The sequence below is a fragment of the Ruegeria sp. N10 genome, from assembly GCF_056531545.1.
Genome location: NZ_JBQFLY010000007.1, coordinates 181,613 through 202,718, shown reverse-complemented (window position 1 = coordinate 202,718; position 21,106 = coordinate 181,613). Strand labels below are relative to the sequence as shown.

The window sequence follows — 21,106 nt, the reverse complement described above, 5'->3', positions numbered from 1 at the left end:
GACAGCACAACTAAGGAGCAATGAGGCATGAGCTCTCTGGATATCAATTTCGTTCGGGCACAGTTTCCGGCTTTTTCCGAACCCAGCCTGAAAGGACAGGCGTTTTTTGAGAACGCGGGCGGGTCTTATACCTGCAAGCCGGTGATCGACTGTCTGACTCGGTTCTATACACAGCGAAAGGTTCAGCCCTACGCCCCGTACGAGGCCAGCCGTCTTGCAGGCGCAGAGATGGATGAGGCACGCACGCGCATGGCCGCCATACTGGGTGTTGAAACCGATGAGCTGAGCTTTGGCCCATCGACAACTCAAAACACCTATGTTTTGGCACAGGCGTTCAGGCAATGGATGAAACCTGGCGAGGCGATTGTCGTGACCAATCAGGATCACGAGGCAAATTCGGGCCCATGGCGTCGTCTGGCCGAGGCAGGGATTGAAGTGCGGGAGTGGCAGATCAATCCTGAAACCGGATCACTGAACCCGCAGGATCTGGAAAATATGCTGGACGAAAAAGTGCGTCTGGTCTGTTTCCCGCATTGTTCCAATGTCGTGGGAGAGATTAACCCGGTCACCGAGATCACTGCGATTGCCCACGCGGCTGGTGCATTTGTCTGCGTGGACGGCGTATCTTATGCCCCGCATGGGTTTCCGAATGTTGGCGATCTGGGGCCGGATATCTATCTGTTTTCAGCCTATAAAACTTACGGCCCGCATCAAGGCTGCATGGTCATTCGCCGAACACTGGGAGAGTTGCTACCCAACCAAGCGCACTACTTCAACGCCGACGTTCTTTACAAGCGCTTTACCCCGGCAGGCCCGGACCATGCTCAGATTGCGGCAAGTGCAGGTATGGCCGATTACGTCGAGCTTCTGTGTGCTCATCACGGCGGGCCTGACATGGGCGCAGCAGAACAGGGTGCCTTTGCCCATGACCTGATGCGCGCGCATGAGGTGTCCTTACTTCAACCGGTTCTGGATGCGGTAAAGGACCGCAACGCGGTACGTCTGATCGGCACTTCAGATGCCACCCGGCGTGCGCCGACGGTAGCGCTGTCGCTGAACCGTCCCGCTGAGTCAGTTGCAGCAGAACTGGCGCAATACGGTGTTATGGCGGGGGGAGGCGACTTTTATGCTGTGCGCCCATTGCAAGCGATGGGCGTGGATCTGGCACAGGGCGTTTTGCGGGTCAGCTTTACACATTATACCTCGCAGCAGGAGATTGATCAGCTTTTGGAGGCGCTTGAACACGTTTTGTGATCCACTCAGCTTGGGGCTTCGTAGAACGAAGAAAACCTCAGGGTGGATATGGAAAACGAGCGGTCTCCGATCATCTTATGGTACCGACGGGATCTGCGCCTGTCGGACCATCCGGCATTGACTGCTGCTGTTGCAAGCGGCCGTCCGATCATACCAGTCTTTGTTCATGACCTTCTTGTGCAACACCTTGGCGCGGCCCCAAAATGGCGGTTGGGGTTGGGTCTGGAGGTCTTTTGCGACGCTCTGACGAGGCTTGGTAGCCGTCTGATCCTGCGGCGTGGCGATGCGCTTGAGCAATTGCGGACACTTGTCAAAGAGACGGGCGCAAAGGCTGTCTATTGGTCGCGGGCCTATGATCCGGCGTCGATCACACGCGATACACAGATCAAAACGGCTCTGACCGAACTGGGGGTATGCGCAAAGTCTTTTTCCGGTCATTTGCTTTTTGAGCCCTGGACGGTAACAACAAAACAGGGCCAGCCGTTTCGTGTCTACACCCCTATGTGGCGCGCGGTTCAGCGGCGGGACGTGCCCGCGCCGGATGCGTTGGTGTCACGCTTGGCAGCGCCAGCGACCTGGCCTTCCAGTGACAGACTAAGCACCTGGCAGATGGGTGCGGACATGAATCGGGGTGCTGCAATCGTGCGTCCCCATGTCCAACCCGGCGAGCAGGTCGCCCACGATCGCCTTGAGCACTTTCTCGACCATATCCCCCGTTATTCCACTGACCGTGACCGGTTGGATCTGGAAGGAACATCAAACCTGTCAGAATACCTTTCATTGGGCGAGATCGGGCCACGTACAGTCTGGCACAGGGTTCAACAGGCTGCGATGATAGGAACCCCCGGCACTGAGGCATTTCTGCGGCAGATGGTCTGGCGTGAGTTTGCCTATCACCTGATGTATCACTCACCGCATCTGCTGACCGAAAACTGGAAAGCGGAATGGGATGATTTCCCCTGGAACGTCGATCCGCACCATCCTGAAGTTGCCGCCTGGAGGCAGGCCCGAACCGGAATTCCTGTCGTCGATGCTGGCCTGCGACAGATGTATGTGACAGGCCGTATGCATAATCGGGCCCGGATGATTGTTGCCAGCTACCTGACCAAACATCTGATGACACACTGGAAAATCGGGATGAGTTGGTTCGAGGATTGCCTGATTGACTGGGACCCGGCCTGTAACACCATGGGCTGGCAGTGGGTTGCTGGGTCAGGCCCCGACGCGGCACCTTTCTTTCGCATATTCAACCCTCAAACGCAGGCGGAAAAGTTTGATCCGCAAGGGTCTTACCTGCGGCGCTGGATCGCCGAAGGCCAGACGAAACCCAGTGACATTGCGCTTTCTTATTTTGCTGCGGTTCCCCGGTCATGGAACCTGTGCCCGCAGGCGGATTATCCCGAACCTGTCGTGAAACTGGCGGACGGTCGAAACCGCGCCTTGCGTGCGTATGAAAGCCGAAAATCCCACTAAGGAACTGAAAACTTGCCAGAAACAAAATCGCGCCCTAGCCTGATAACTGTACCGCAGAGGGGAGAGCGGATGGTGCTGACGACGACAGAGGGGCAGTCGGATCTGCCCAGGTATTTCGCCCAGGTCTTCAAGATGCTGACCCGAATGGAGTCGGGGCGGTTGGACATTACATTGCCCGATGGCCGCACTTTTCGCGCTGAAGGGCCCAAGGCAGGGCCCGTCGCCCAGATCGACATTCACAACGGAGATGTTTTTGCCCGCCTGATCCGCGAAGGCGAACTGGGTTTTTCTGATGCCTACCTTGAGGGACATTGGAGCACGCCAGACCTCCGCTCATTCATGGATCTGGTCCATTTGGGGTCTGAGACCGTTTATGACGGATTTACTGGGAAATTTCTTGTTCAGGCCTATGAACGGCTACGGTTCTGGCTTCACCGTAATAACAGGACGCAGGCGAAGAAGAATATCTCGTACCACTATGATCTGGGTAACGACTTCTACGGTTTGTGGCTGGATGACACGATGACCTATTCCAGTGCCATTTTTGAGACCGGGCAAGAAAGTCTGGAGAAGGCGCAAACTGCCAAATACGCCAGCCTTGTCGATGAGATGGGGGCCAAACCCGGCGACCATATTCTGGAAATCGGATGCGGATGGGGCGGTTTTGCGGAATATGCCGCGAAAGAACGGGGCCTGCATGTAACCGGCCTTACGATCAGTGAGGAACAATTTAAATATGCGAAAGAGCGTATTGAAAAAGCAGGGCTTTCGGATCAAGTGACGTTCAAGTTGCAGGACTATCGCGACGAGCGTGGACAATATGATGGCATCGCCTCAATCGAGATGTTCGAGGCGGTGGGCCAAAAATACTGGCCGGTTTATTTTGAAACCGTTCGTGAGAGACTGAAGCCGGGGGCACAAGCGACCTTGCAAATCATAACGGTGGGTGACCACCGCTGGGATTACTACAAGAACGGTGTAGATTTCATTCAGAAATACATCTTTCCGGGCGGAATGCTCCCATCACCTTCGATCCTGCGGCAGCAGATCAATCAGGCCGGTCTGAATGTGGTGAAGTCGAAAGAATTCGGCAAAAGTTATGATCTGACACTGCGGAGATGGTATGAAACGTTCAACGCAAAATGGGAACAGATCGCAGATTTGGGGTTTGATGAGCGTTTTCGCCGCATGTGGAATTATTATTTGACTGCCTGTGGCGCAGCCTTTGACACGCGCAATTGCGATGTGACACAGATCACCGTAGTAAAGCAAGTTAACTGACGGACCGTTATATGCCCACTGCCTCGCGTCTCGTAGCCGCCATTTGCCTCATCGTGCTGGCCTTCATTGTCTCTGGCATGATCATCGAAAACGGTGAAGAAGGTAAGGATTATGGGTACTTTACCGTGGTCAACATGGCCCTTGGTGCGGTTTGCGGGTGGGGCATCATGGGTAAGCGGGCCGGGCGCGGTTGGACTGCTGCGATCAACAATGGGCTGACTGGTGTCGCCTCGATGATTTTCTGGGCGCTGTTCGTGCAGGGCTGTTATGAAATGTTCCGGCTTGCCATGCGCAATCGTTACGGTGGCCCGTTCGAGGCCATACTGGCCATTTTCAAAATCGGGATTGAGTATAGTAAGCTGCTGATTTATCCGGAAATCCTGATTGCATTCCTAATTGGTGCCGTTGTCTCGGGGCTGGCCACAGAACAGGCCAACCGTTCGTGGCGCTGATCCGTTTCCTTACAAGAGAGATCGAATTTGTCTGATTTGTTTTTTTATGGAACGCTGCGGCACTTGCCGTTGTTGGAACGCGTTCTTGGTCATCCTCTGAGCGAAAGCAAAGCACGGCCCGCCCGACTTCGAGGCCATGCTGTCCATTCTGTTCAGGGGCAGGATTTCCCGATGATCCTGGAAACGGAAGGCGCCAGTGCCGAAGGGTTGCTCGTGCAGGACTTGTCGCCTGAGGATCTGGCCAGGCTGGATTATTACGAAGGGTCTTTCGACTATGGTCTGAAGCCTTTGAAAGTCGAATTAGAAGACGGGACCGAGGCCGAAGCGCAGGTCTTTTTTCCGGCACCCGATGCCTGGAGACCGGGTGATTTGTGGTCGCTTCAGAACTGGGCGGACAGATTGGGCGAACTCACAACGCTCGCAGCTGAGGAAGAGATGGCCTATTTCGGGAAGGTCGCCCCCCGGGTCATGGCCCGCAGTATTCGCGCCACTCAAACGCGTGCCTGGTCGAAGATTATGGCCGGGCAGCGGCGAACCGGTGATCCGCGGGACATTGCAAAAGACGTGATCGTGCATCGCCATGACCGGGTGTATCTCGATTATTTCGGGATGGAGGAAATCGATCTGCAACACCGGCGGCATGACGGCAGCATGGGTCCGGTGCTGCGCCGTGGAAGCTTGTTGCAGGGCAGTGCGGTCGGCGTTCTGCCCTATGATCCGGTCCGTGATACCGTTTTGATCGTGGAACAGTTCAGACCGCCGGTTTTCCTGAACAACGATCCGGAACCCTGGCTTTGGGAAGCGGTGGCCGGGATGATTGATCCGGGCGAGACACCCGAACAGGCCGCGCATCGCGAGGCGATGGAGGAGGCGGGTATTCGTTTTGACAGGCTGGAATATGCCGGCGGGGCCTATACCTCGAGCGGATCTTCCACCGGGTTCATGTATCTTTATGTTGGTCTGGGTGAGTTGACGCACACCACAATCACTGGCGGCCTGGACACAGAAGGTGAAGACATCCGCAGTCAAATCTTGCCGTTCGACGAATTCATAGACATGACGGATCGCCATGTTTTCAAGGATCTACAATTGGTGTCTCTGGCTTATTGGCTGGCCCGCCATCGGGACAGATTGCGCGGGTGACTATCCCGCTTGTGGTCGCGGCGGTGCGGCTGTAAATCTTCGATGGTACAAAACGACAAGGGGCCATCATGCGCATTGCACGAGATCTTGCTGACGCAGTAGGAAAAACACCGTTGATCCGGCTGCGCCGCATCAGTGAAGAAACTGGTTGCGAAATTCTCGGCAAAGCCGAATTCATGAACCCCGGTCAATCCGTCAAGGACCGTGCTGCACTCTTTATTATCCGTGATGCCATTGCGCGGGGCGATTTGAAGCCTGGCGGCACCATTGTGGAAGGCACCGCGGGCAATACCGGTATTGGCCTGGCGCTGGTGGGTGCGTCAATGGGGTTCAAGACCGTGATTGTGATCCCGGAGACCCAGTCGGAAGAAAAGAAAGACATGCTGCGGCTGGCAGGTGCACAACTGGTTCAAGTTCCGGCTGCACCTTATCGCAACCCCAATAATTTCGTGCATTATTCCCGCCGTTTGGCCGAGGAATTGGCGCAGACGGAACCTAATGGGGCGATCTGGGCCAACCAGTTTGACAACGTGGCGAACCGTCAGGCCCATGTTGAAACCACAGGACCCGAAATCTGGGAACAAACAGAAGGTAAGGTCGACGGGTTTATCTGTGCTATCGGGTCGGGCGGTACGTTGGCCGGGGTTGCCGAAGCGTTACAGCCCAAGGGGGTGAAAATCGGTCTGGCCGATCCTATGGGTGCGGGTCTCTACTCTTACTACACCACCGGTGAAATCGCGATGGAGGGCGGATCGATTGCCGAAGGTATCGGACAGGTGCGGATAACAAAGAACCTGGAAGGGTTCACGCCGGATCATTCCTATCAGATTACTGACACCGAGGCGTTGCCCTATATCTTTGACCTGCTCCGTGAAGAGGGGCTGGTTATGGGCGGGTCAACCGCGATCAACATGGCGGGCGCCGTGCGTCTGGCCAAGGAAATGGGGCCGGGCCACACGATTGTGACTGTCCTTTGCGACTATGGCACGCGGTATCAGTCCAAGCTGTTCAACCCGGATTTCCTGCGCGAAAAAGAATTGCCGGTGCCGGATTGGATGACTGAAGCACCGCGCAGCATTCCCGGCGTTTTCGAGGACGTGTGATGCCGGGGCAGGTTCGCCTGTTTCTGACACTGGTATTCCTGTGTCTTGTCGGGCTCGCAGGCGGTGCTGTCGCGCAGCTGACCGACAGGCAAAGTGAGTATTACCGGGGCTGGATAAAAACGGCTGACCGTGCCGAGTCCGTGATTGAAGCGAACCGTGCGTCAAACGCTGCGTTTGAGAATTTACGTTCTGAAATAAACGGTTACCGAGAGGACTTTAACAAGGCACGCAGCGCCAACACAGACCGTATCACAACGCTGGAAAGCCAGATCAAGGCGCTTGGTCCGAAACCCGAAGGGGACGCGGCCGAACCTGAGGACATCGCTAAATTGCGAACTCATCTTAATGAGCAGCTCAACAGTTTGCGCGTGCCGCGCATCATTTCCGAAGAAGCGTATACCCGTGCAAATGGATTGATCAGTGAAATCGATCGGATCATCCGGACGCGGCAGACAAAACAATTCTTTGAGCGCGGGCCGTCACCGATCAACCCCGTATATTGGGGACCTGCATGGCAAGACGTAAAAGAGGCGCTTCTGAGCCTGACAAATGAAACATTTACCAACCTGCGTTCGGACGTAGTGAAAGAACGTATCCGTGATCGTGGCTTGGGAATCCTGTTTCTGGTGATCTTGGCCGCGGTTTTACTGATCTTCGGCAAACGTTGGTCCGAGCGGGGCGGCGACTATCTGAGGTTGCTGGGCGGAGCGGGCACTGGTGTTTGGTCCTTCATCATTTCTCTGTTGCGGATTCTGTTGCCATGGATCGGTGTCGTTGCCGCCATCGCCGCGATCAGTCTTTCGGGTATTCCGGGTCTGCGAGGCAGTTTGTTGCTGGAAAAAATCCCCTACTGGGCGGCAATTGCCTTCTTCTACGACTGGATTGGCCGACAGATTTACGTGATTGGCGCTTCACAAGGATTCAAGCGCCTGTCTGCTGCTCGGATTACCGAATTGCGGATATACATTGATCTGTTGGCTTTGATGTTGATCCTGCACGAACTGGCGCTTCTGTTTCAGCAGATCGAAAACGTCTCGGATGCGACCCGTGCGGTTATTAGCTTTCCCGTGATCGTCGGAACGGCATTGCTTTTGCTCCGCGTGCGGCAGACCCGAACGAACGACCGCCTGCTGGACCAGGCGGCGTCTACCCGGGCCGCCGGATTCAGCCAGTTGTTGGAATTCCTGCGCAAGGCCATGTTCCTGCTGGGGATTGCAACTCCCGTTCTGGCAATCGCCGGGTATACCAATGCGGCCGAAGCGATCGTGTTTCCGGCGGTAAAAACGCTGGTTCTGATTGCCGCACTGGCGATTTTTCAACGGTTCGTCAGTCAGATATACGGATGGATCACAGGGCAGGGCGACGCTGCGCGCGACTCTCTTTTTTCAGTCTTGGTGGGCTTTGCACTGGCCATCGTCGCGCTGCCTGTTCTGGCAATATACTGGGGCGCGCGCGAAACGGACCTGCTTGAGGTGTGGTCACGTCTGCTGCTTGGCTTTGACATCGGCGGTGTCATGATCTCGCCCAGCAATTTCCTGACATTTATCGCTGTTTTCGCAATCGGATATACGCTGACACGGTTGTTGCAAAGCGGGTTGCGCAACTCGCTGTTGCCCAAAACCAGCATCGATCCGGGCGGGCAGAATGCGATTGTCGCTGGCTCGGGGTATATCGGGATCTTTCTGGCTGCGTTGGCAGCGATCATGGTCGCGGGGTTCGACCTGTCATCGCTGGCAATTGTTGCTGGTGCACTGTCTGTCGGTATTGGCTTTGGCCTGCAAACGATTGTGTCCAACTTTGTGTCCGGCATCATCCTTCTGGTGGAACGGCCAATCTCCAAGGGTGACTGGATTGATGTGAACGGGATGATGGGCTACGTACGTGACATTTCCGTCCGCTCGACCCGTATCGAGACGTTCGACAGATCGGATGTGATCATTCCCAACTCGGACCTGATCAGCGGTGTTGTCACCAACTATACGCGTGGCAATACAATCGGCAGGGTGATTGTTCCGGTCGGCGTCGCATATGGCACTGATACGCGTCTGGTTGAGACCATCCTGAGTGAGGTTGCGAACAACCACCCGATGGTTTTGGCCAACCCGGCGCCCAGTGTGGTGTTTCAGGGGTTTGGAGCGGATGCATTGGATTTTGAAATCAGGGCGATCCTGCGGGATGTGAACTGGGTTCTGTCCGTCAAATCCGACATGAACCACGAAATCAACCGACGCTTCCTTGAAGCAGGCATCGAGGTGCCGTTTGCACAGCGTGATATCTGGTTGCGTAATCCCGAAGCTTTGCAGACCTCAAACAAGGTGAAAGCTGCTGGTTCTGCGTCCAAACAGAAGGCAGATGAGTTGACGACAAGAGAGCCAGTTGAACTGACCGAATCTGATCTGGACCCCGACGCTGGCGATGAATTTTGACGACCTGTCCGAAAGCTGAAGAGTAGCCTTTCCGGTGGTTTGGCACACCGGAAAGGCGACCGGATTTAATTGATCTTTCCCGTGATTTCACCGAATTGGGGCCTTGCAAATTCCATGACATTGGTCCAAACATCGCCGGCACGGAGAGGTGGCCGAGTGGTCGAAGGCGCACGCCTGGAAAGTGTGTAGGCGGGGAACCGTCTCCAGGGTTCGAATCCCTGTCTCTCCGCCATTACCACTTTTGACAGAGAACTATGTCTGCCCCGGCGTCTTGGCTGTGCAACGCAGTTTCGTGAACCACGCCAGATTTCCGAAAGCCCAGGATCGTGTACCCTGGTCGCTATTGCTTTCCCTTAAAAGAATACCCGGTAAGCCGGAAAATAAAAAACACCATAAACATTAACAAAAATATCAATTTGATATAGAGTTATAGTGTTTTTGTTCTGTATCGCTTGGGTTTTCGTGTGACACAAACGCTTTATGACAAATACGGTGGCTTCAAAACGATCAGCCGTGTCGTGATGACCTTCTATGAAATGGCGTTGGATTCGGATGATATCGGCCATTATTTTGAAGATATCGACATGCCTCGGCTGATTGATCATCAGACGAAATTCGTATCGTCCCTGATTGGCGGACCGGCGTCATTCAGTGATGACAGGATCGAAGCCGTTCACAGGCATCTGGGTATTTCACACGACGAATTTGATGTGATGGCTGAGCTGTTTGGCGAAGCGCTGAGCGTGCATGGTATGTCCGATCAGGATATCAAAACCGCGCTGGCTGCAATTGAAGGGAAGCGTTCAATTATCGTCGCCCGAAACGCGGCATGAGCATTCATGCAATAAACGAACAGCTGTTACGCGCCATCGGTGTCGGCATTGCCGTGGTGCGCGCCTCGGATCTTCAGTTCGTGTTTCATAACGGACCTTTCGCAGAGTGGTTTGGAACCCCCGAGAACGGCAGTACTCTTACGGACATTCTGCCTGCCCTTGATCCCAAAGAACTGGAAGACGTCAAGCAATCGGGCCTGAGATATTCGGTTGAGTTGCAGATCAAACCAAAGCGGCGGACCTTGATCTTTGCGGTCGCAGTTTCGTTGGCAAGCGGATTGTCAGAGCAGGTTCTGATTGTCGAATGCCAGAACATCACGCGCATTCGCGAGCTGGAAAGTATGATCGACAGCTATTCCACCATGGTCGAACGCAACACGCGAGAGCTGGAACGCGAAAAAGAACGGGTTGAACGCCTGCTTTTGAACTTGATGCCACGGGCGGTTTATGAAGAATTCAAGACATTCGGTGTTGTCACTCCGCAGCTCTACAAGCAGGTGTCTGTGGTCATGCTGGACTTTGTGGGTTTCACCGATTTCGCGGCCAAGACCGACCCGACAGTGACCCTGAGTGAGTTGAACGACATTTTCACGGCGTTTGACAGGATCGTTGAACAATTCGGGTGTGAAAGGATCAAAACAATTGGTGACGCATATCTTGCGGTCTCAGGCATGCCTGACCCGACACCCGATCACGCGACGGCAGTGGCCCATTGCGCGGTACGTTTCCTGCGTTATCTCGAACGCCGTAACGAAAGCCATCCGCACAAATGGCAGGCCCGGATCGGTTTGGGCATGGGGGCCGCAGTCGGGTCTGTCGTGGGCATTCAGAAATACGTCTACGACGTTTTCGGTCCGGCGGTAAATATCGCGTCCCGACTGCAAATATTCGCCAATCCTATGAAAATAGTTGCGCCGGAAGAGATGAAATACGCCCTGATTGACGAGTTTCAGGTCTCGGACCTGGGACGTGTCGACATAAAGGGAATGGGCGAGATGAATCTTATCAACGTTACGTCCGGGCTGAGCTTACCGCAAAGCAGTCGAACTTTTTGAAAGGTGTCAGTCGTCCTGCGGGATCAGACCCAGCCCTCGCAGATAGATACCAATGCCGCTTTCCAGCAGGTCTTCCGGGGGGAAGGGAGACGTCGCCCCGGTATTGCGCGCGTATAATTCGACCACGCCATGGCTCATCGCCCAGATGTGCGCGCTGAACATCGACGCGGGCGGGCGCTTTTCTGGTGGAATATGTTGCGACAAGTCAGCGGCTGCTTTCTCGAGAACCGATTTGGCCCGATTGGCGGCCATGGATAATTCTGGGGTGCGATTCAACGAAATTCCGCTTTCAAACATGGCGATGTAGTGGCCGGGGTTCTTCCGGGCAAAAGCCAGATAGGCCCGCCCGGTTGCTTCGAAGGCGGATAGGGCAGAGGGTTGGCCTGTGTCATAAGCGTATTGCATCAGGTCCGCAAACATCTCGAATCCCTGCCGTGCGGCTTCGGCGATAAGGTCTTCGCGCCCTTCAAAATGGCGATAGACTGCGGCTGGTGTTACGCCAGCGGTTTTGGCGGCTTCAGATAACGTAAAACCTGTCGGCCCCTTTTCTTCGATCAGGGACAAGGCTGCCTCGATCAGAGCTTGCTTTAGGTTTCCGTGATGATAACCGCGTTTCGACATCCCGGCCTCAGGTTCTTCGATTAGGTATTGGAAGACAAGGGGATAGACCAAATACACCCGGTCGTCCAACACTTGCCCTTGAAAGCCTTGGCCGGGCAGGGCGAAAACGCAACCTACGCTTCCCAGACATCCGGACCACCGCAGATCAGGGGATCAATGTTACCAATGCTTTTTGCGTCCTTCTCATCATAGTCCAGCGTGTGCAGGACCGATTGAATTGCTGCAAGACGGGCGCGTTTCTTGTCGTCGGACCGGACTATTGTCCAAGGAGATATGTCTGAGTGTGACCGGGTAAGAGTTTCCGAAATCGACTGTGTGTATTCGTCCCACTTGTCCAACCCTGCCACGTCAATCGGGCTGAGTTTCCATTGCTTTAACGGGTCGGTTTCACGGGCCAGAAAACGGTTTAGTTGCTCAGCGCGCCCGACATTGAGCCAGAACTTGAAGAGTTTGATGCCATCATTGACCAGACCCGTTTCAAGCGGCAGAACCTGACGAAAGAACCGCTCGCGCTCTTCCCGGGTGCAGAAACCAAAGACGTTTTCGACCACGCCGCGATTGTACCAGCTGCGGTCAAAGAACACGATCTCGCCGGCTGCAGGCAGGTGCGGGATGTAGCGCTGAAAGTACCATTGACTGCGTTCAGTTTCCGAGGGTTTGCTGAGCGCCACATTGCGCGCGCCGCGCGGGTTCAGGTTATCGCGAAACCGTTTGATCGTTCCGCCCTTACCGGCAGCATCGCGGCCTTCGAAGATGATGGCGATCCGTTGCGCCGTGTCCTTGACCCAAGACTGCATTTTGACCAGCTCGATCTGGAGCAGTTCCATCTGCTCTTCATAGTCCTTGGGTTTCATCTTCTCGCTATATGGGTAGGTCGGGTTCAGGATATCGCCTTTCTTCGAATTCTCGATCTCATCCCGCATAGCTTTGGGCGCGCTATCCTGAAAATACTTCTCGATAGAACCTTTTTCGGTCCGAGCCATATGTCACCTCGCGATAAAACCCATATCCGACTATGGATTAGAGCTTGGATTAACGCAAACCTGCACGCTGCGCTGCACGATCAATTGCGGCAGCAACTTCGGGCGCTGCGACAACCTGCGGCATGTGACCGATCCCCGGTAACGCGACCAGTTCGGCCTGCGGGATTTGCTGGATCAGACGTTGCGAATGCCATTCAAGGCCGACAGTGTCATCGGCGGTGCCGTGAACGATTTCGGTTGGCACTGAAATCTCACCGTATCGCGGCTGCAATTGGGTTATCTCATCCAATAGGTTGGCCCGTTGCTTGGCATTTGCATGCATGGAACTGCGCCGAATGGTCAGGCCGGGCCCAAAATGTTCAGCATATCCAGCGGGGGCCGATTGGGGCGCAAATACACTGTCCAATGCCCGCGTTACGTACCAATCGGGCACAAAGGAAGAAATCAGAGGCAGGGCGAGCGTATTGCCGAGCGTGGTAGACGCTAATTGGTTAAACCCATCCAGCGGCGTTTCCCACGGAATGGCGGCGGGTGCGATCAGAACAAGTGCTGAGAGGTCGTCGGGCCTTGTGACCGCCCATGCAAGTGCCACTGAACCACCATAGCTTTGGCCCGCAACGACAGGCTTGTCCGCCCCAAGTTGGGCAGCAGCTTTTTGCAGGATATCCGCTTGCTCCGTGATCGTTTCACCGTCTGGGTTGAAACTTTCTGAAAACCCCAGGCCGGGCCGATCAAAAACGATGACGCGGTAGTTTTCCGCCAGAATGGGTGCCAGCGCAAAGGTCATGTCGCGGGTGTTGCCGCTTGAGCCGTGAAGAAGGACAACATCCGGCCCATTCCCTATGACAACCGCATGAACGGCGATCCCGTCGACATCAAGAATCTGACCTTCGGGTGGGAAAGCCACTTCTGCCTGTGCTTCGTTCCGGGCGCTGCGCCACGCAGTCACAACGGCAAGGCCCAGAATGATGAGGCCAAAGGATATCAAGGTTTTAGTGGCCAATTTTGCTCATATCAAAAGGCGTAGTCTGATAGATTTCGTTTATCCAGTTTCCGTAAAGAAGATGCGCGTGGCTGCGCCAACGGTTTTGAGGTGTCTTGGATGGGTCATCATCCGGATAGTAGTTGATCGGCACGTTGATGGGCGTGTCATTGGCGACGTCGCGATCATACTCCTGTTTCAGCGTGTCGCTGTCATACTCAAAATGATTGAAGATATACAGCGCGCGGTGGCTGGGATCTTCGACCAGACAAGGGCCCACATCATCGCTGCCCAGCAGGGTCGTCAAACCCTGCGCGGCGTCGATCTCATCTTGTTTCATTTCCGTCCAGCGGCTGACCGGGATAACGCAATCGTCAGAGAACCCACGTAAAAAAGGTGATGCAGGGTTCAGGTTGCGGTGACGGAAACAGCCAAAGGCCTTGGCATCCAGCATGTGTTTTCGGACACCATGAAAATGGTTGATCATCGCCATCCCGCCCCAACAAACTCCAAAGGTTGAATGTACGTTTGTCTGAGTCCAGTCAAAGATTTCGCTGATTTCATCCCAATAGGTGACGTCACCAAATTCCAGATGCTCGATTGGCGCGCCAGTAATGATCAGGCCATCAAATTTATGGTCCTTGACCTCCTGAAAAGGCTGATAGAACTCGGACATATGCTCGGCGGCGGTGGTTTTTGTCTGGTGTTCCGTCATACGGATCAAAGACAGTTCGATCTGCAACGGGGTTGCGCCGATCAGGCGCGCAAACTGGTTTTCCGTCTGAATCTTCTTCGGCATCAGATTCAGCAACCCGATGCGCAGGGGGCGAATATCCTGACGCATTGCCTGATCCTCGGACATGACCATAACGCCCTCTTTGTTCAGGACGTCGAAAGCGGGCAGATCTGAGGGGATTTTGATGGGCATGTGTCTGACTTCGAAGAGATTAGGGAAAACTGGTAGTTAGGCGTTATTGCGTCTGGCCTCAAGGGTACGTTCGATCAACTCATCGAAATCGGCCGCATCGCGGATCTTGCCGATGTCATTGGCATCAATCGTCACGCCCCAGTTCTTTGCCATCGCCTCGTACCGGGGCTGACGATGGGCCAGGGCTTGCGCATAGGTCCAGCGGACAAAATCATCGGGGTTGACCTCGGCCTCTGTACAGCCGTGTTGATCCAGATACTCGGTCCAGGAACGTGTCAGGAAATCAGCCTGATAGGACATGGGTTTTGGGGCCTTGTCGAAACGGCGCACAAGGTCGGCTGTGTGACCCTCGTCACCCTTCAGCCAGATCATGAGGGTGTGCCGCGCGAGTTCGGACAAAACCTGATCCCTTGGGTCTTCGGGATCTACCCACTCGCAGATGGATCCGCCCGTATCGCAGATAAAGTGAGGATATTTGTACAGACGCTCGGCGCGGTCGATGAAGTATTCGGTGTCCAGCAGCGCATGAATTTCGGCCAAGCGAAACTGTTCCTGCCTGCGGCGGTATTCCGGCATGTCCAAGCCGCCCAGATCGGGGTTTCCCGGCTTGCCCAGATAAGCGGCAACAGGTGTCAGGTTGGCGAATGAAATATTCGAACCGATATAGATCGAATCCGACAACAGCAGTTCACGCAAGAACGGAACTTTCATGGCCTCGGCCTTGGCATTGTCGGTGATGTACTCGCCCATATAGCGCGTGCCGATCCGGTAATCGATCGAGTAGTGGAACCAGTTCCCGGAATCTCTGAGGATGTTGGATACGTAGGTCTTGCCCAACCCCGACATGCCAAAGAACAGCACTTTCTTTCGGCTTGCCGTGCGCCAGTCATTGGCTGAGGTGTAGATCATTTTGCGCTGTCCTTTTTTGCCCTAGCTAAATCGGGCAGCGCACGGCGTCAATTGGGCCGGGGCGAACGATTCAGAACCAAAAGGCCAATCGCCAGAACGGCAAAGCCCAGAAAGGCGTTAGGGGGCAGGGACTCTTCGCGCAGCAATGCACCCAGAACAATAGCGACCGGAGGTATGACAAGTGTGACCAGCATCAGATTGCCACTGCCGGCCATTGCCAAAACCCGATAGTAAAGCAGATATGCGCCGGCTGTTGCGACAATCGCATAGTACCCGATGGCCACCCAGGTTATTGCGGGTAGCGCCAAGCTGGGTACTCCATCAACTGCTAATGTTATTGGCAATACCAGCACTGTCGAAGCCGTCAGCATACCGGCGGCGGCAATCACCGGGGGAAGGTGCGATAATGTCTGCCTCGCCCAAGCCGCGGCACATGCGTAGGAAACTGTTCCGGCCAACACTGCAATCTGAGCTGTGCTTTGCAGGCTGAAACTCAAGAAGTTCAGCACTCCAATCGCGATTGAGACACCAAGAAAGCCCAGGCAGACACCCAGTAGCCGGGTTTTTGTCAATCGCTCGTCGCGAAAAAACAGTGCTGCTATCAAAACGCCGAAGATCGCAGTCGCCGCGTTCAGGATCGCCGTCAGACCCGTGTCAATGTAAAGCTGCCCCCAAGCCATCAGGCTGAAGGGGATGACGTTGTTCAACAGCCCCATGACCAGAAAAGTGCCCCAGATACGGGGCGCGCGCGGCACTTTGATCCCCCTGATCCAAGTTACCAGCCACAAAACCAGCATGGCCCAGAATGTGCGATGCAAAACCGAGGTCATCACGGGAAGCGTGTCCAGAGCGACCCGGATGGAAACAAAGGAGGCGCCCCAGATCAGTCCAAGGAGCAAAAGCTCGGCCCAGGCGCGGAGAGAGAGGTGTTTTTGTTTGTTCATGCGGGCACTTTTTCATTGATGTTAACCAACGGCGACCCGGTTCATGCGAAAAAGCCCCGCAGAAACTGCGGGGCTTTACAGTTACATAAGATTACTCAGATCAGTTCAGAGCGTATGTGATCTGGAAACCAACGCTCCAGGCGCTGTTGCCTGTGAACGTACCACGTGCCGCGGGACCAGCACCATTCGCGGTGGCATCCCCGATGTCGGTATAACGAACACCGCCCGAGATTTTTGCCTTCTCAAGCGAATACGTGCCACCCAGACCGATGCTCCAGAACCCATCTGTCGGACCGAGGTTCGAAACCGGCGTACCTTGGGAAGTTTCGTAGCCCAGTGTCACAGCACCAGAAAACTCTTCCGAGAACTGATAACCCAAACCCAGCGAGTAGGTGAACGTGGCGTCGTCATAGTCAACCAGGTTGCTGGTCGGCGGATAGTTTGGCGGATTATACACAAGTTGTGGCCAGTCGACCCAACGGATCGAGCCAAACAACAATGTCTTGGGCGCCACGCCAGTCTGGAAATCCAGGTTGATTGACTGGGGCGTTTCAATCTCACTTGTGGTGTTGAACGTTGCCACAGTCCCCGGTGGAATTGGTGGGAAAGGAGGCGGATTGAGCGATTCTGTCTGCGAAAGGTCGTGGCTGATCTTGGAGTTGTAAGTCAGCGATACACGTGCGGCGATTTCGGGTTTTTCCCACGCGACACCAACGACATACCCGAATGCGGTATCAGCGCTGGTATCCACCTGATAGCCTGCGGTAATCGGAACAGTTATCGAAGCCTCGACGCGTTGCGCGCGAATACCACCGATCGCACTGAATCCGCCATCGAATTTGTAGCGCAGCAGTGCAGTGATGGCATCTGTATCCGCTGTCGCCCTCAGGCTGTCGGTCCGACCGCCGGGAATTGGGTTGATAGACAGGGGATACGTGCTCGCGTACTGAATATCGGCGCCGTAGGGTTGATCGTAGATCAGCGCGAAATCAAGCTTTTCCGTAAGCGCCGTTTTGTACCCCAAGTGTGGCGTAAAGAAGTCGTTTGCAACTTCGCCGGAAGCAACGGGTTGGCCACCGTTTGTGCCAAAAAAGTCTGGCATCGTGCCTGTTACGCTTGGGTCGGTATACCCCAACCGAAACTGAACTGCAGAGCCTTCTTCAAAGATCAGGTTGATACCCTGACCGCTGCGGTCCAGACCGCCTGCATAACCAGCCGTTGCTCCAACGCACAAAGCGCACGTTGCGAGTAGTGTTGTTTTCATTCTGTCCTCCCGAACTTTTTTCGAGTATTTGCCTGGCGAAGAATTGAGTGAGTCCATCGCCTACCCGTGTGTAATGCGCGATACTTTCTTTTCAGTTAGTTTAAGGTCAACTGGTGACGGTGCGTTACTTGTTGCCACTACAGTTCTGAACTGTTGCTAAACTGTTACGATTTTCGGACCAGATGTTCAGGAAAATGCCTGCAAAGATGATAGCGGCGCCGATCAACACCCAATGGTCGATGGGCTCGTGATAGAGGAGCATCCCGATCACCGCGATTGTCGGAAGGCGTGCAAAATCAAAGGGAATGACGACGGTTGCCTGGGCGATAGACAGGGCATTGGTAATACAGAAATGCGCCAGCAAACCCGCCAACCCAACCAGAATCAAGTAGGGCGCGGTTTGCATTGTCGGAAGCGCAATCTGACCGTCGATGCCAGCGGCTGTGGCCCCAAGGACTGCTTGCATTGCAGTCAGCCAGAAAACGATACACCCAATACTGGCAAATCGCGTGAGCTTCTTGGTGGTAATCGTTGTAAACGCGAAGAATACCGCAGATGCCGCTGCTGTTATTAAGCCGGGGCTCAGGGGGGCAGCACCTGGGCGTGTGACGATCAGAACGCCCGAAAACCCGATAAGCGCCGCTATCAACCTGAGCGGCGTCAACCGTTCGTTCAGAAACAGCGGCGAGAGCAGGATTACCCAAAGCGGCTGCGTGAACTCCAGCGCGAATACCTGCGCTAAGGGAGCCACTGCCACGGCGTAGAACCAGAGATTTTGCCCCGTGAAATGTAAGGTGTTTCGTAAGGCGTGCAATCCCAGCCGTTCCGTCGAAACTTGCTGCCAGTTGCGAGTCACAGTCAGGACAGTTGCAACAACAACGAACCCAACGATGCTGCGATACATCATGATTTCAAAGGTATCATGCGCAGAACTCAGTTCACGCCCTGCAACCGCCATGGAAGAGAATGAGGCGATCGCGCCGGTCATCCATAGACCGGCCTTGATTACGTCTTTCTGCGCATGGCTCATTTCGGGCGTCCATCAGGTTCGTTGCGGGGCCGCGCTGCCAAAAGACCGCAAGGCCAAGCGCTTATGATAAGCAGGCTAGGTTTGCCCGGCTATTCAAACGTCGAAGGTGCACCAGATTCAAGGTCGTATAGATGACTGCCCTGAACAATAGCTTGAACGAGAAGGACGTTTTGCAGCTCAATCAGTTAGGTTTTTCGCAGGCATCTGCTGGTCATTCCCACTCGATAATATCAAAGCGTTAGTGACAAGGTGATTGAAAGATTTTTCTAAAAGGATCTTTCAACCCTTACAACCAAAACTAAATCTGGTTTTTCAGCAGACGACGCCAATTCTGACGGCAGCGAGTTTAGTTTGGGGCTCCAATGGCCGATATATCGAACATCCCTAAAAGATGCTTCAATATAGGGTCTGATTGCTGATGTAAAGGAATCCCCAATCACCCAAACAGACATATCGTTTAATGCCTTGGTGTTCAAAACCTTTCCATTCCATCCAAAAGAACTTTTTGGTTGGCCATTAAATTCCTCTTTAGAAATTTTTGATTCTCTGAGTATCTTAAAGCGCCAATCATCACCATCACTTAATGGAAAATCACTTAACTTACTAATATCTATCAGATCACCTCTATGTGTTGTACCGCTCTGAACAAAATCAACGCTTGGAGTTTTCAGGGATAGTCCTTCCATCAGAGATTTAAAGGCTAGGTACGAACCTTTTTGATTCCAATGTGTATTTGTCCGCCAATAAAGAATTCCCTCTTTCGATTTAGCACCGATTAGAAAATCAGTTGGATCTACAACCAGAAGATTTGATATATCTTTCAATCTATCAGTAAAAAAAGTGCTATACCTTTGTTCTGAAGGATTCATTTCATTGGGTAGATACTCAGTATAAACACTAGATTTATTTGGTCCCACCAAAAGAGCAACCTTAGTATTCGATTCCATACCTTGTCTAGCTAAAGCCTCAAATCTGGCAACTTCATTCGATATATTTTGACTTGAAGGTTCGGAAAATAATCTACGTTTAGCTACCGTTTGATCAAATTGGTTTCCTAAGAATAGCCAACCTTCTTTACCTTTATACCAATTCAAAGAAGAGCCGAAGCCGTGTTCAAAACCTTTGCGGGGAAATACTACATCTTCATAACCCCTAGTCTCGGACCAATCAGCATTATTAACGTAATAGCCAACAGCACCTATGAAAAAGAGCACTACAGCTATATAAACAGCACTCACCTTATGCTTCAAGTAGCCAAATCGAATAGGACTTTCCACAAGTTTGTAGGTAAGCCAAGCTAGTAGAACAGCAAGCAGAACAGCAAGAATTCGAGCATCTCTATGTGGCATTTCTCCTTCAACAATCTGAAGGAAGGATAAAATCGGCCAATGCCACAAATATAATGGATAACTAATGAGCCCAAACCAAACAGCTATCGGATTCATTAGAAATACGCGGTTCAGCCAAGCCTTAGAACCACTAGCGATTATTAAAACAGCCCCTAAAACTGGAATTAGAGCCCATTTTGAAGGAAACGAAAGACTTTCATTAATGCGGATTACGCCATAAGCCAATAATAGTAATCCGATAAGTGACATCAGATTAGATGTAGTTGAGCCATCGGCTTTAACTTCTTTTGGGTGAATAATTCTGACTGCGACCTTATCAACCCATAGCTTAAATCGGTTAAGTACCTCTGATTTATACAAGAGAAGCCAAGCTAGAACACTTCCACTTAAAAGCTCCCAGAAACGCCCCACCGGCCAAAAAAAGGTTTCTGTCGGATATGAGTTAACAAAACGCAGGTTTAAATAAAACGAGATCAAAGCCACTAAGATTGTAATCGTAAGTAAATCAAACCTACGCTTCCAAGCAAGCCAAAGTACTAGTGGCCAAACAATGTAGAATTGCTCCTCAACAGCTAAGCTCCATAAGTGAAGCATTGGCTTGGTTTCTGAGGCAGTATCGAAATAACCACTCTCATCAACCAAAATAAAGTTTGTAATGAACGCAGCACCGCTCGCGACGTGCTTACCGAGTTGAGAAAATTCGTCCGCTAGTAATGTAAACCAACCGAAAGCCAATGAGCAAGCCATTACAAGTATAAGGGCTGGGAATATCCGTCTAATACGACGACCAAAAAAGTCAGTAAAACTAAATTGCCCTTTGTCTAAATTTTCAAATATGTGACTAGTAATTAAAAAACCACTAATTACGAAAAAGACATCAACACCAATGAACCCACCTTTTATCCAACTAGGAAAGGCGTGAAAGGCTACAACGGATAAGACAGCAAATGCTCTTAAACCATCAATTTCAGATCGATAGGATGACTTGTTAGGAGATGATTGGTTCACTTGGTTCACTTGGTTCACAACTTGCTAGCCACAAAAATCAATATAAACAATAAGTTGGGTTGTTTGAG

General features: G+C 53.1%; 18 protein-coding genes and 1 tRNA gene. 10 read left to right on the top strand and 9 right to left on the bottom strand.

All coding sequences use genetic code 11. The annotated features are described in order from the left end of the window. The first annotated feature begins 27 nt into the window (after window positions 1-27). The 10 genes from ACR0JI_RS12120 to ACR0JI_RS12075 all read left to right on the top strand — a co-directional run bounded on the left by ACR0JI_RS12120 (window position 28) and on the right by ACR0JI_RS12075 (window position 11,020). Window positions 28-1,254 carry an aminotransferase class V-fold PLP-dependent enzyme gene (locus tag ACR0JI_RS12120; protein WP_480493327.1) on the top strand — a complete coding sequence of 409 codons (1,227 nt, stop codon included), beginning with the start codon at window positions 28-30 and terminating at the stop codon, window positions 1,252-1,254. A gap of 48 nt (window positions 1,255-1,302) precedes the next feature. Continuing rightward, entirely contained in the window at window positions 1,303-2,727 is a 1,425-nt protein-coding gene (locus ACR0JI_RS12115; RefSeq protein WP_480493556.1) for a cryptochrome/photolyase family protein, read from the top strand. Window positions 2,728-2,796: 69 nt separating this feature from the next. After that, window positions 2,797-4,008 carry a class I SAM-dependent methyltransferase gene (locus ACR0JI_RS12110; protein WP_480493325.1) on the top strand — a complete coding sequence of 404 codons (1,212 nt, stop codon included), beginning with the start codon at window positions 2,797-2,799 and terminating at the stop codon, window positions 4,006-4,008. 11 nt (window positions 4,009-4,019) lie between these two features. Further along, window positions 4,020-4,460: a TrgA family protein gene (locus tag ACR0JI_RS12105; RefSeq protein ID WP_480493323.1), complete on the top strand. Its 441-nt coding sequence runs from the start codon at window positions 4,020-4,022 to the stop codon at window positions 4,458-4,460. Window positions 4,461-4,487: 27 nt separating this feature from the next. Next, window positions 4,488-5,603, top strand: a complete 1,116-nt coding sequence (locus ACR0JI_RS12100) for an NUDIX domain-containing protein (protein WP_480493321.1) — start codon at window positions 4,488-4,490, stop codon at window positions 5,601-5,603. A 68-nt stretch (window positions 5,604-5,671) separates the two neighbouring features. Then, window positions 5,672-6,706, top strand: coding sequence for a cysteine synthase A (locus ACR0JI_RS12095; protein ID WP_480493319.1), 1,035 nt, complete (start codon window positions 5,672-5,674; stop codon window positions 6,704-6,706). Then, window positions 6,706-9,132 carry a DUF3772 domain-containing protein gene (locus ACR0JI_RS12090; protein WP_480493318.1) on the top strand — a complete coding sequence of 809 codons (2,427 nt, stop codon included), beginning with the start codon at window positions 6,706-6,708 and terminating at the stop codon, window positions 9,130-9,132. Before ACR0JI_RS12095 ends, ACR0JI_RS12090 begins: the two co-directional genes overlap by 1 nt. Before the next feature lie 142 nt (window positions 9,133-9,274). Continuing rightward, window positions 9,275-9,364, top strand: a tRNA-Ser gene (locus ACR0JI_RS12085). A gap of 232 nt (window positions 9,365-9,596) precedes the next feature. Next, on the top strand, window positions 9,597-9,965 hold the full coding sequence (locus ACR0JI_RS12080) for a group I truncated hemoglobin (protein ID WP_480493317.1): 369 nt from the start codon (window positions 9,597-9,599) through the stop codon (window positions 9,963-9,965). After that, the gene (locus ACR0JI_RS12075) at window positions 9,962-11,020 is read left to right on the top strand and encodes an adenylate/guanylate cyclase domain-containing protein (RefSeq protein WP_480472441.1); all 1,059 of its coding nucleotides are present in this window, start codon (window positions 9,962-9,964) and stop codon (window positions 11,018-11,020) included. Before ACR0JI_RS12080 ends, ACR0JI_RS12075 begins: the two co-directional genes overlap by 4 nt. 6 nt (window positions 11,021-11,026) lie before the next feature. Here ACR0JI_RS12075 and ACR0JI_RS12070 read toward each other — a convergent pair whose 3' ends face one another. From ACR0JI_RS12070 to ACR0JI_RS12030, 9 genes are all read right to left on the bottom strand, one after another. Then, window positions 11,027-11,641, bottom strand: a complete 615-nt coding sequence (locus tag ACR0JI_RS12070) for a TetR/AcrR family transcriptional regulator (RefSeq protein ID WP_480476721.1) — start codon at window positions 11,639-11,641, stop codon at window positions 11,027-11,029. 113 nt (window positions 11,642-11,754) lie between these two features. After that, complete coding sequence (gene ppk2, locus ACR0JI_RS12065; protein ID WP_480493315.1) at window positions 11,755-12,624, bottom strand: polyphosphate kinase 2; 870 nt, start codon at window positions 12,622-12,624, stop codon at window positions 11,755-11,757. Window positions 12,625-12,673: 49 nt separating this feature from the next. Further along, a complete protein-coding gene (locus tag ACR0JI_RS12060) occupies window positions 12,674-13,627 on the bottom strand; it encodes an alpha/beta fold hydrolase (RefSeq protein ID WP_480493313.1) in 954 nt (317 codons plus the stop codon). After that, a complete protein-coding gene (gene metA, locus ACR0JI_RS12055) occupies window positions 13,617-14,534 on the bottom strand; it encodes a homoserine O-acetyltransferase MetA (RefSeq protein WP_480493311.1) in 918 nt (305 codons plus the stop codon). The genes ACR0JI_RS12060 and metA overlap by 11 nt, the downstream gene beginning before the upstream one ends. A gap of 36 nt (window positions 14,535-14,570) precedes the next feature. Further along, entirely contained in the window at window positions 14,571-15,443 is an 873-nt protein-coding gene (locus tag ACR0JI_RS12050; protein ID WP_480493309.1) for an ATPase, read from the bottom strand. Window positions 15,444-15,490: 47 nt separating this feature from the next. Next, entirely contained in the window at window positions 15,491-16,387 is an 897-nt protein-coding gene (locus ACR0JI_RS12045; RefSeq protein ID WP_480493308.1) for a DMT family transporter, read from the bottom strand. Between the two features lie 100 nt (window positions 16,388-16,487). After that, the gene (locus tag ACR0JI_RS12040; protein WP_480472453.1) at window positions 16,488-17,651 is read right to left on the bottom strand and encodes an OmpP1/FadL family transporter; all 1,164 of its coding nucleotides are present in this window, start codon (window positions 17,649-17,651) and stop codon (window positions 16,488-16,490) included. Window positions 17,652-17,775: 124 nt separating this feature from the next. Next, window positions 17,776-18,681, bottom strand: coding sequence for a DMT family transporter (locus tag ACR0JI_RS12035; protein WP_480493306.1), 906 nt, complete (start codon window positions 18,679-18,681; stop codon window positions 17,776-17,778). A 266-nt stretch (window positions 18,682-18,947) separates the two neighbouring features. After that, window positions 18,948-21,038, bottom strand: a complete 2,091-nt coding sequence (locus tag ACR0JI_RS12030; RefSeq protein WP_480493305.1) for an acyltransferase family protein — start codon at window positions 21,036-21,038, stop codon at window positions 18,948-18,950. Window positions 21,039-21,106 lie beyond the last annotated feature (68 nt).

Bases quoted from the DNA above. Each gene is read 5' to 3' on its own strand.
- ACR0JI_RS12120 (WP_480493327.1), top strand. From the start codon at position 28: ATGAGCTCTCTGGATATCAATTTCGTTCGGGCACAGTTTCCGGCTTTT.
- ACR0JI_RS12115 (WP_480493556.1), top strand. From the start codon at position 1,303: ATGGAAAACGAGCGGTCTCCGATCATCTTATGGTACCGACGGGATCTG.
- ACR0JI_RS12110 (WP_480493325.1), top strand. From the start codon at position 2,797: ATGGTGCTGACGACGACAGAGGGGCAGTCGGATCTGCCCAGGTATTTC.
- ACR0JI_RS12105 (WP_480493323.1), top strand. From the start codon at position 4,020: ATGCCCACTGCCTCGCGTCTCGTAGCCGCCATTTGCCTCATCGTGCTG.
- ACR0JI_RS12095 (WP_480493319.1), top strand. From the start codon at position 5,672: ATGCGCATTGCACGAGATCTTGCTGACGCAGTAGGAAAAACACCGTTG.
- ACR0JI_RS12090 (WP_480493318.1), top strand. From the start codon at position 6,706: ATGCCGGGGCAGGTTCGCCTGTTTCTGACACTGGTATTCCTGTGTCTT.
- ACR0JI_RS12075 (WP_480472441.1), top strand. From the start codon at position 9,962: ATGAGCATTCATGCAATAAACGAACAGCTGTTACGCGCCATCGGTGTC.
- ACR0JI_RS12070 (WP_480476721.1), bottom strand. From the start codon at position 11,641: ATGTCGAAACGCGGTTATCATCACGGAAACCTAAAGCAAGCTCTGATC.
- ppk2 (WP_480493315.1), bottom strand. From the start codon at position 12,624: ATGGCTCGGACCGAAAAAGGTTCTATCGAGAAGTATTTTCAGGATAGC.
- metA (WP_480493311.1), bottom strand. From the start codon at position 14,534: ATGCCCATCAAAATCCCCTCAGATCTGCCCGCTTTCGACGTCCTGAAC.
- ACR0JI_RS12050 (WP_480493309.1), bottom strand. From the start codon at position 15,443: ATGATCTACACCTCAGCCAATGACTGGCGCACGGCAAGCCGAAAGAAA.
- ACR0JI_RS12045 (WP_480493308.1), bottom strand. From the start codon at position 16,387: ATGAACAAACAAAAACACCTCTCTCTCCGCGCCTGGGCCGAGCTTTTG.
- ACR0JI_RS12040 (WP_480472453.1), bottom strand. From the start codon at position 17,651: ATGAAAACAACACTACTCGCAACGTGCGCTTTGTGCGTTGGAGCAACG.
- ACR0JI_RS12035 (WP_480493306.1), bottom strand. From the start codon at position 18,681: ATGAGCCATGCGCAGAAAGACGTAATCAAGGCCGGTCTATGGATGACC.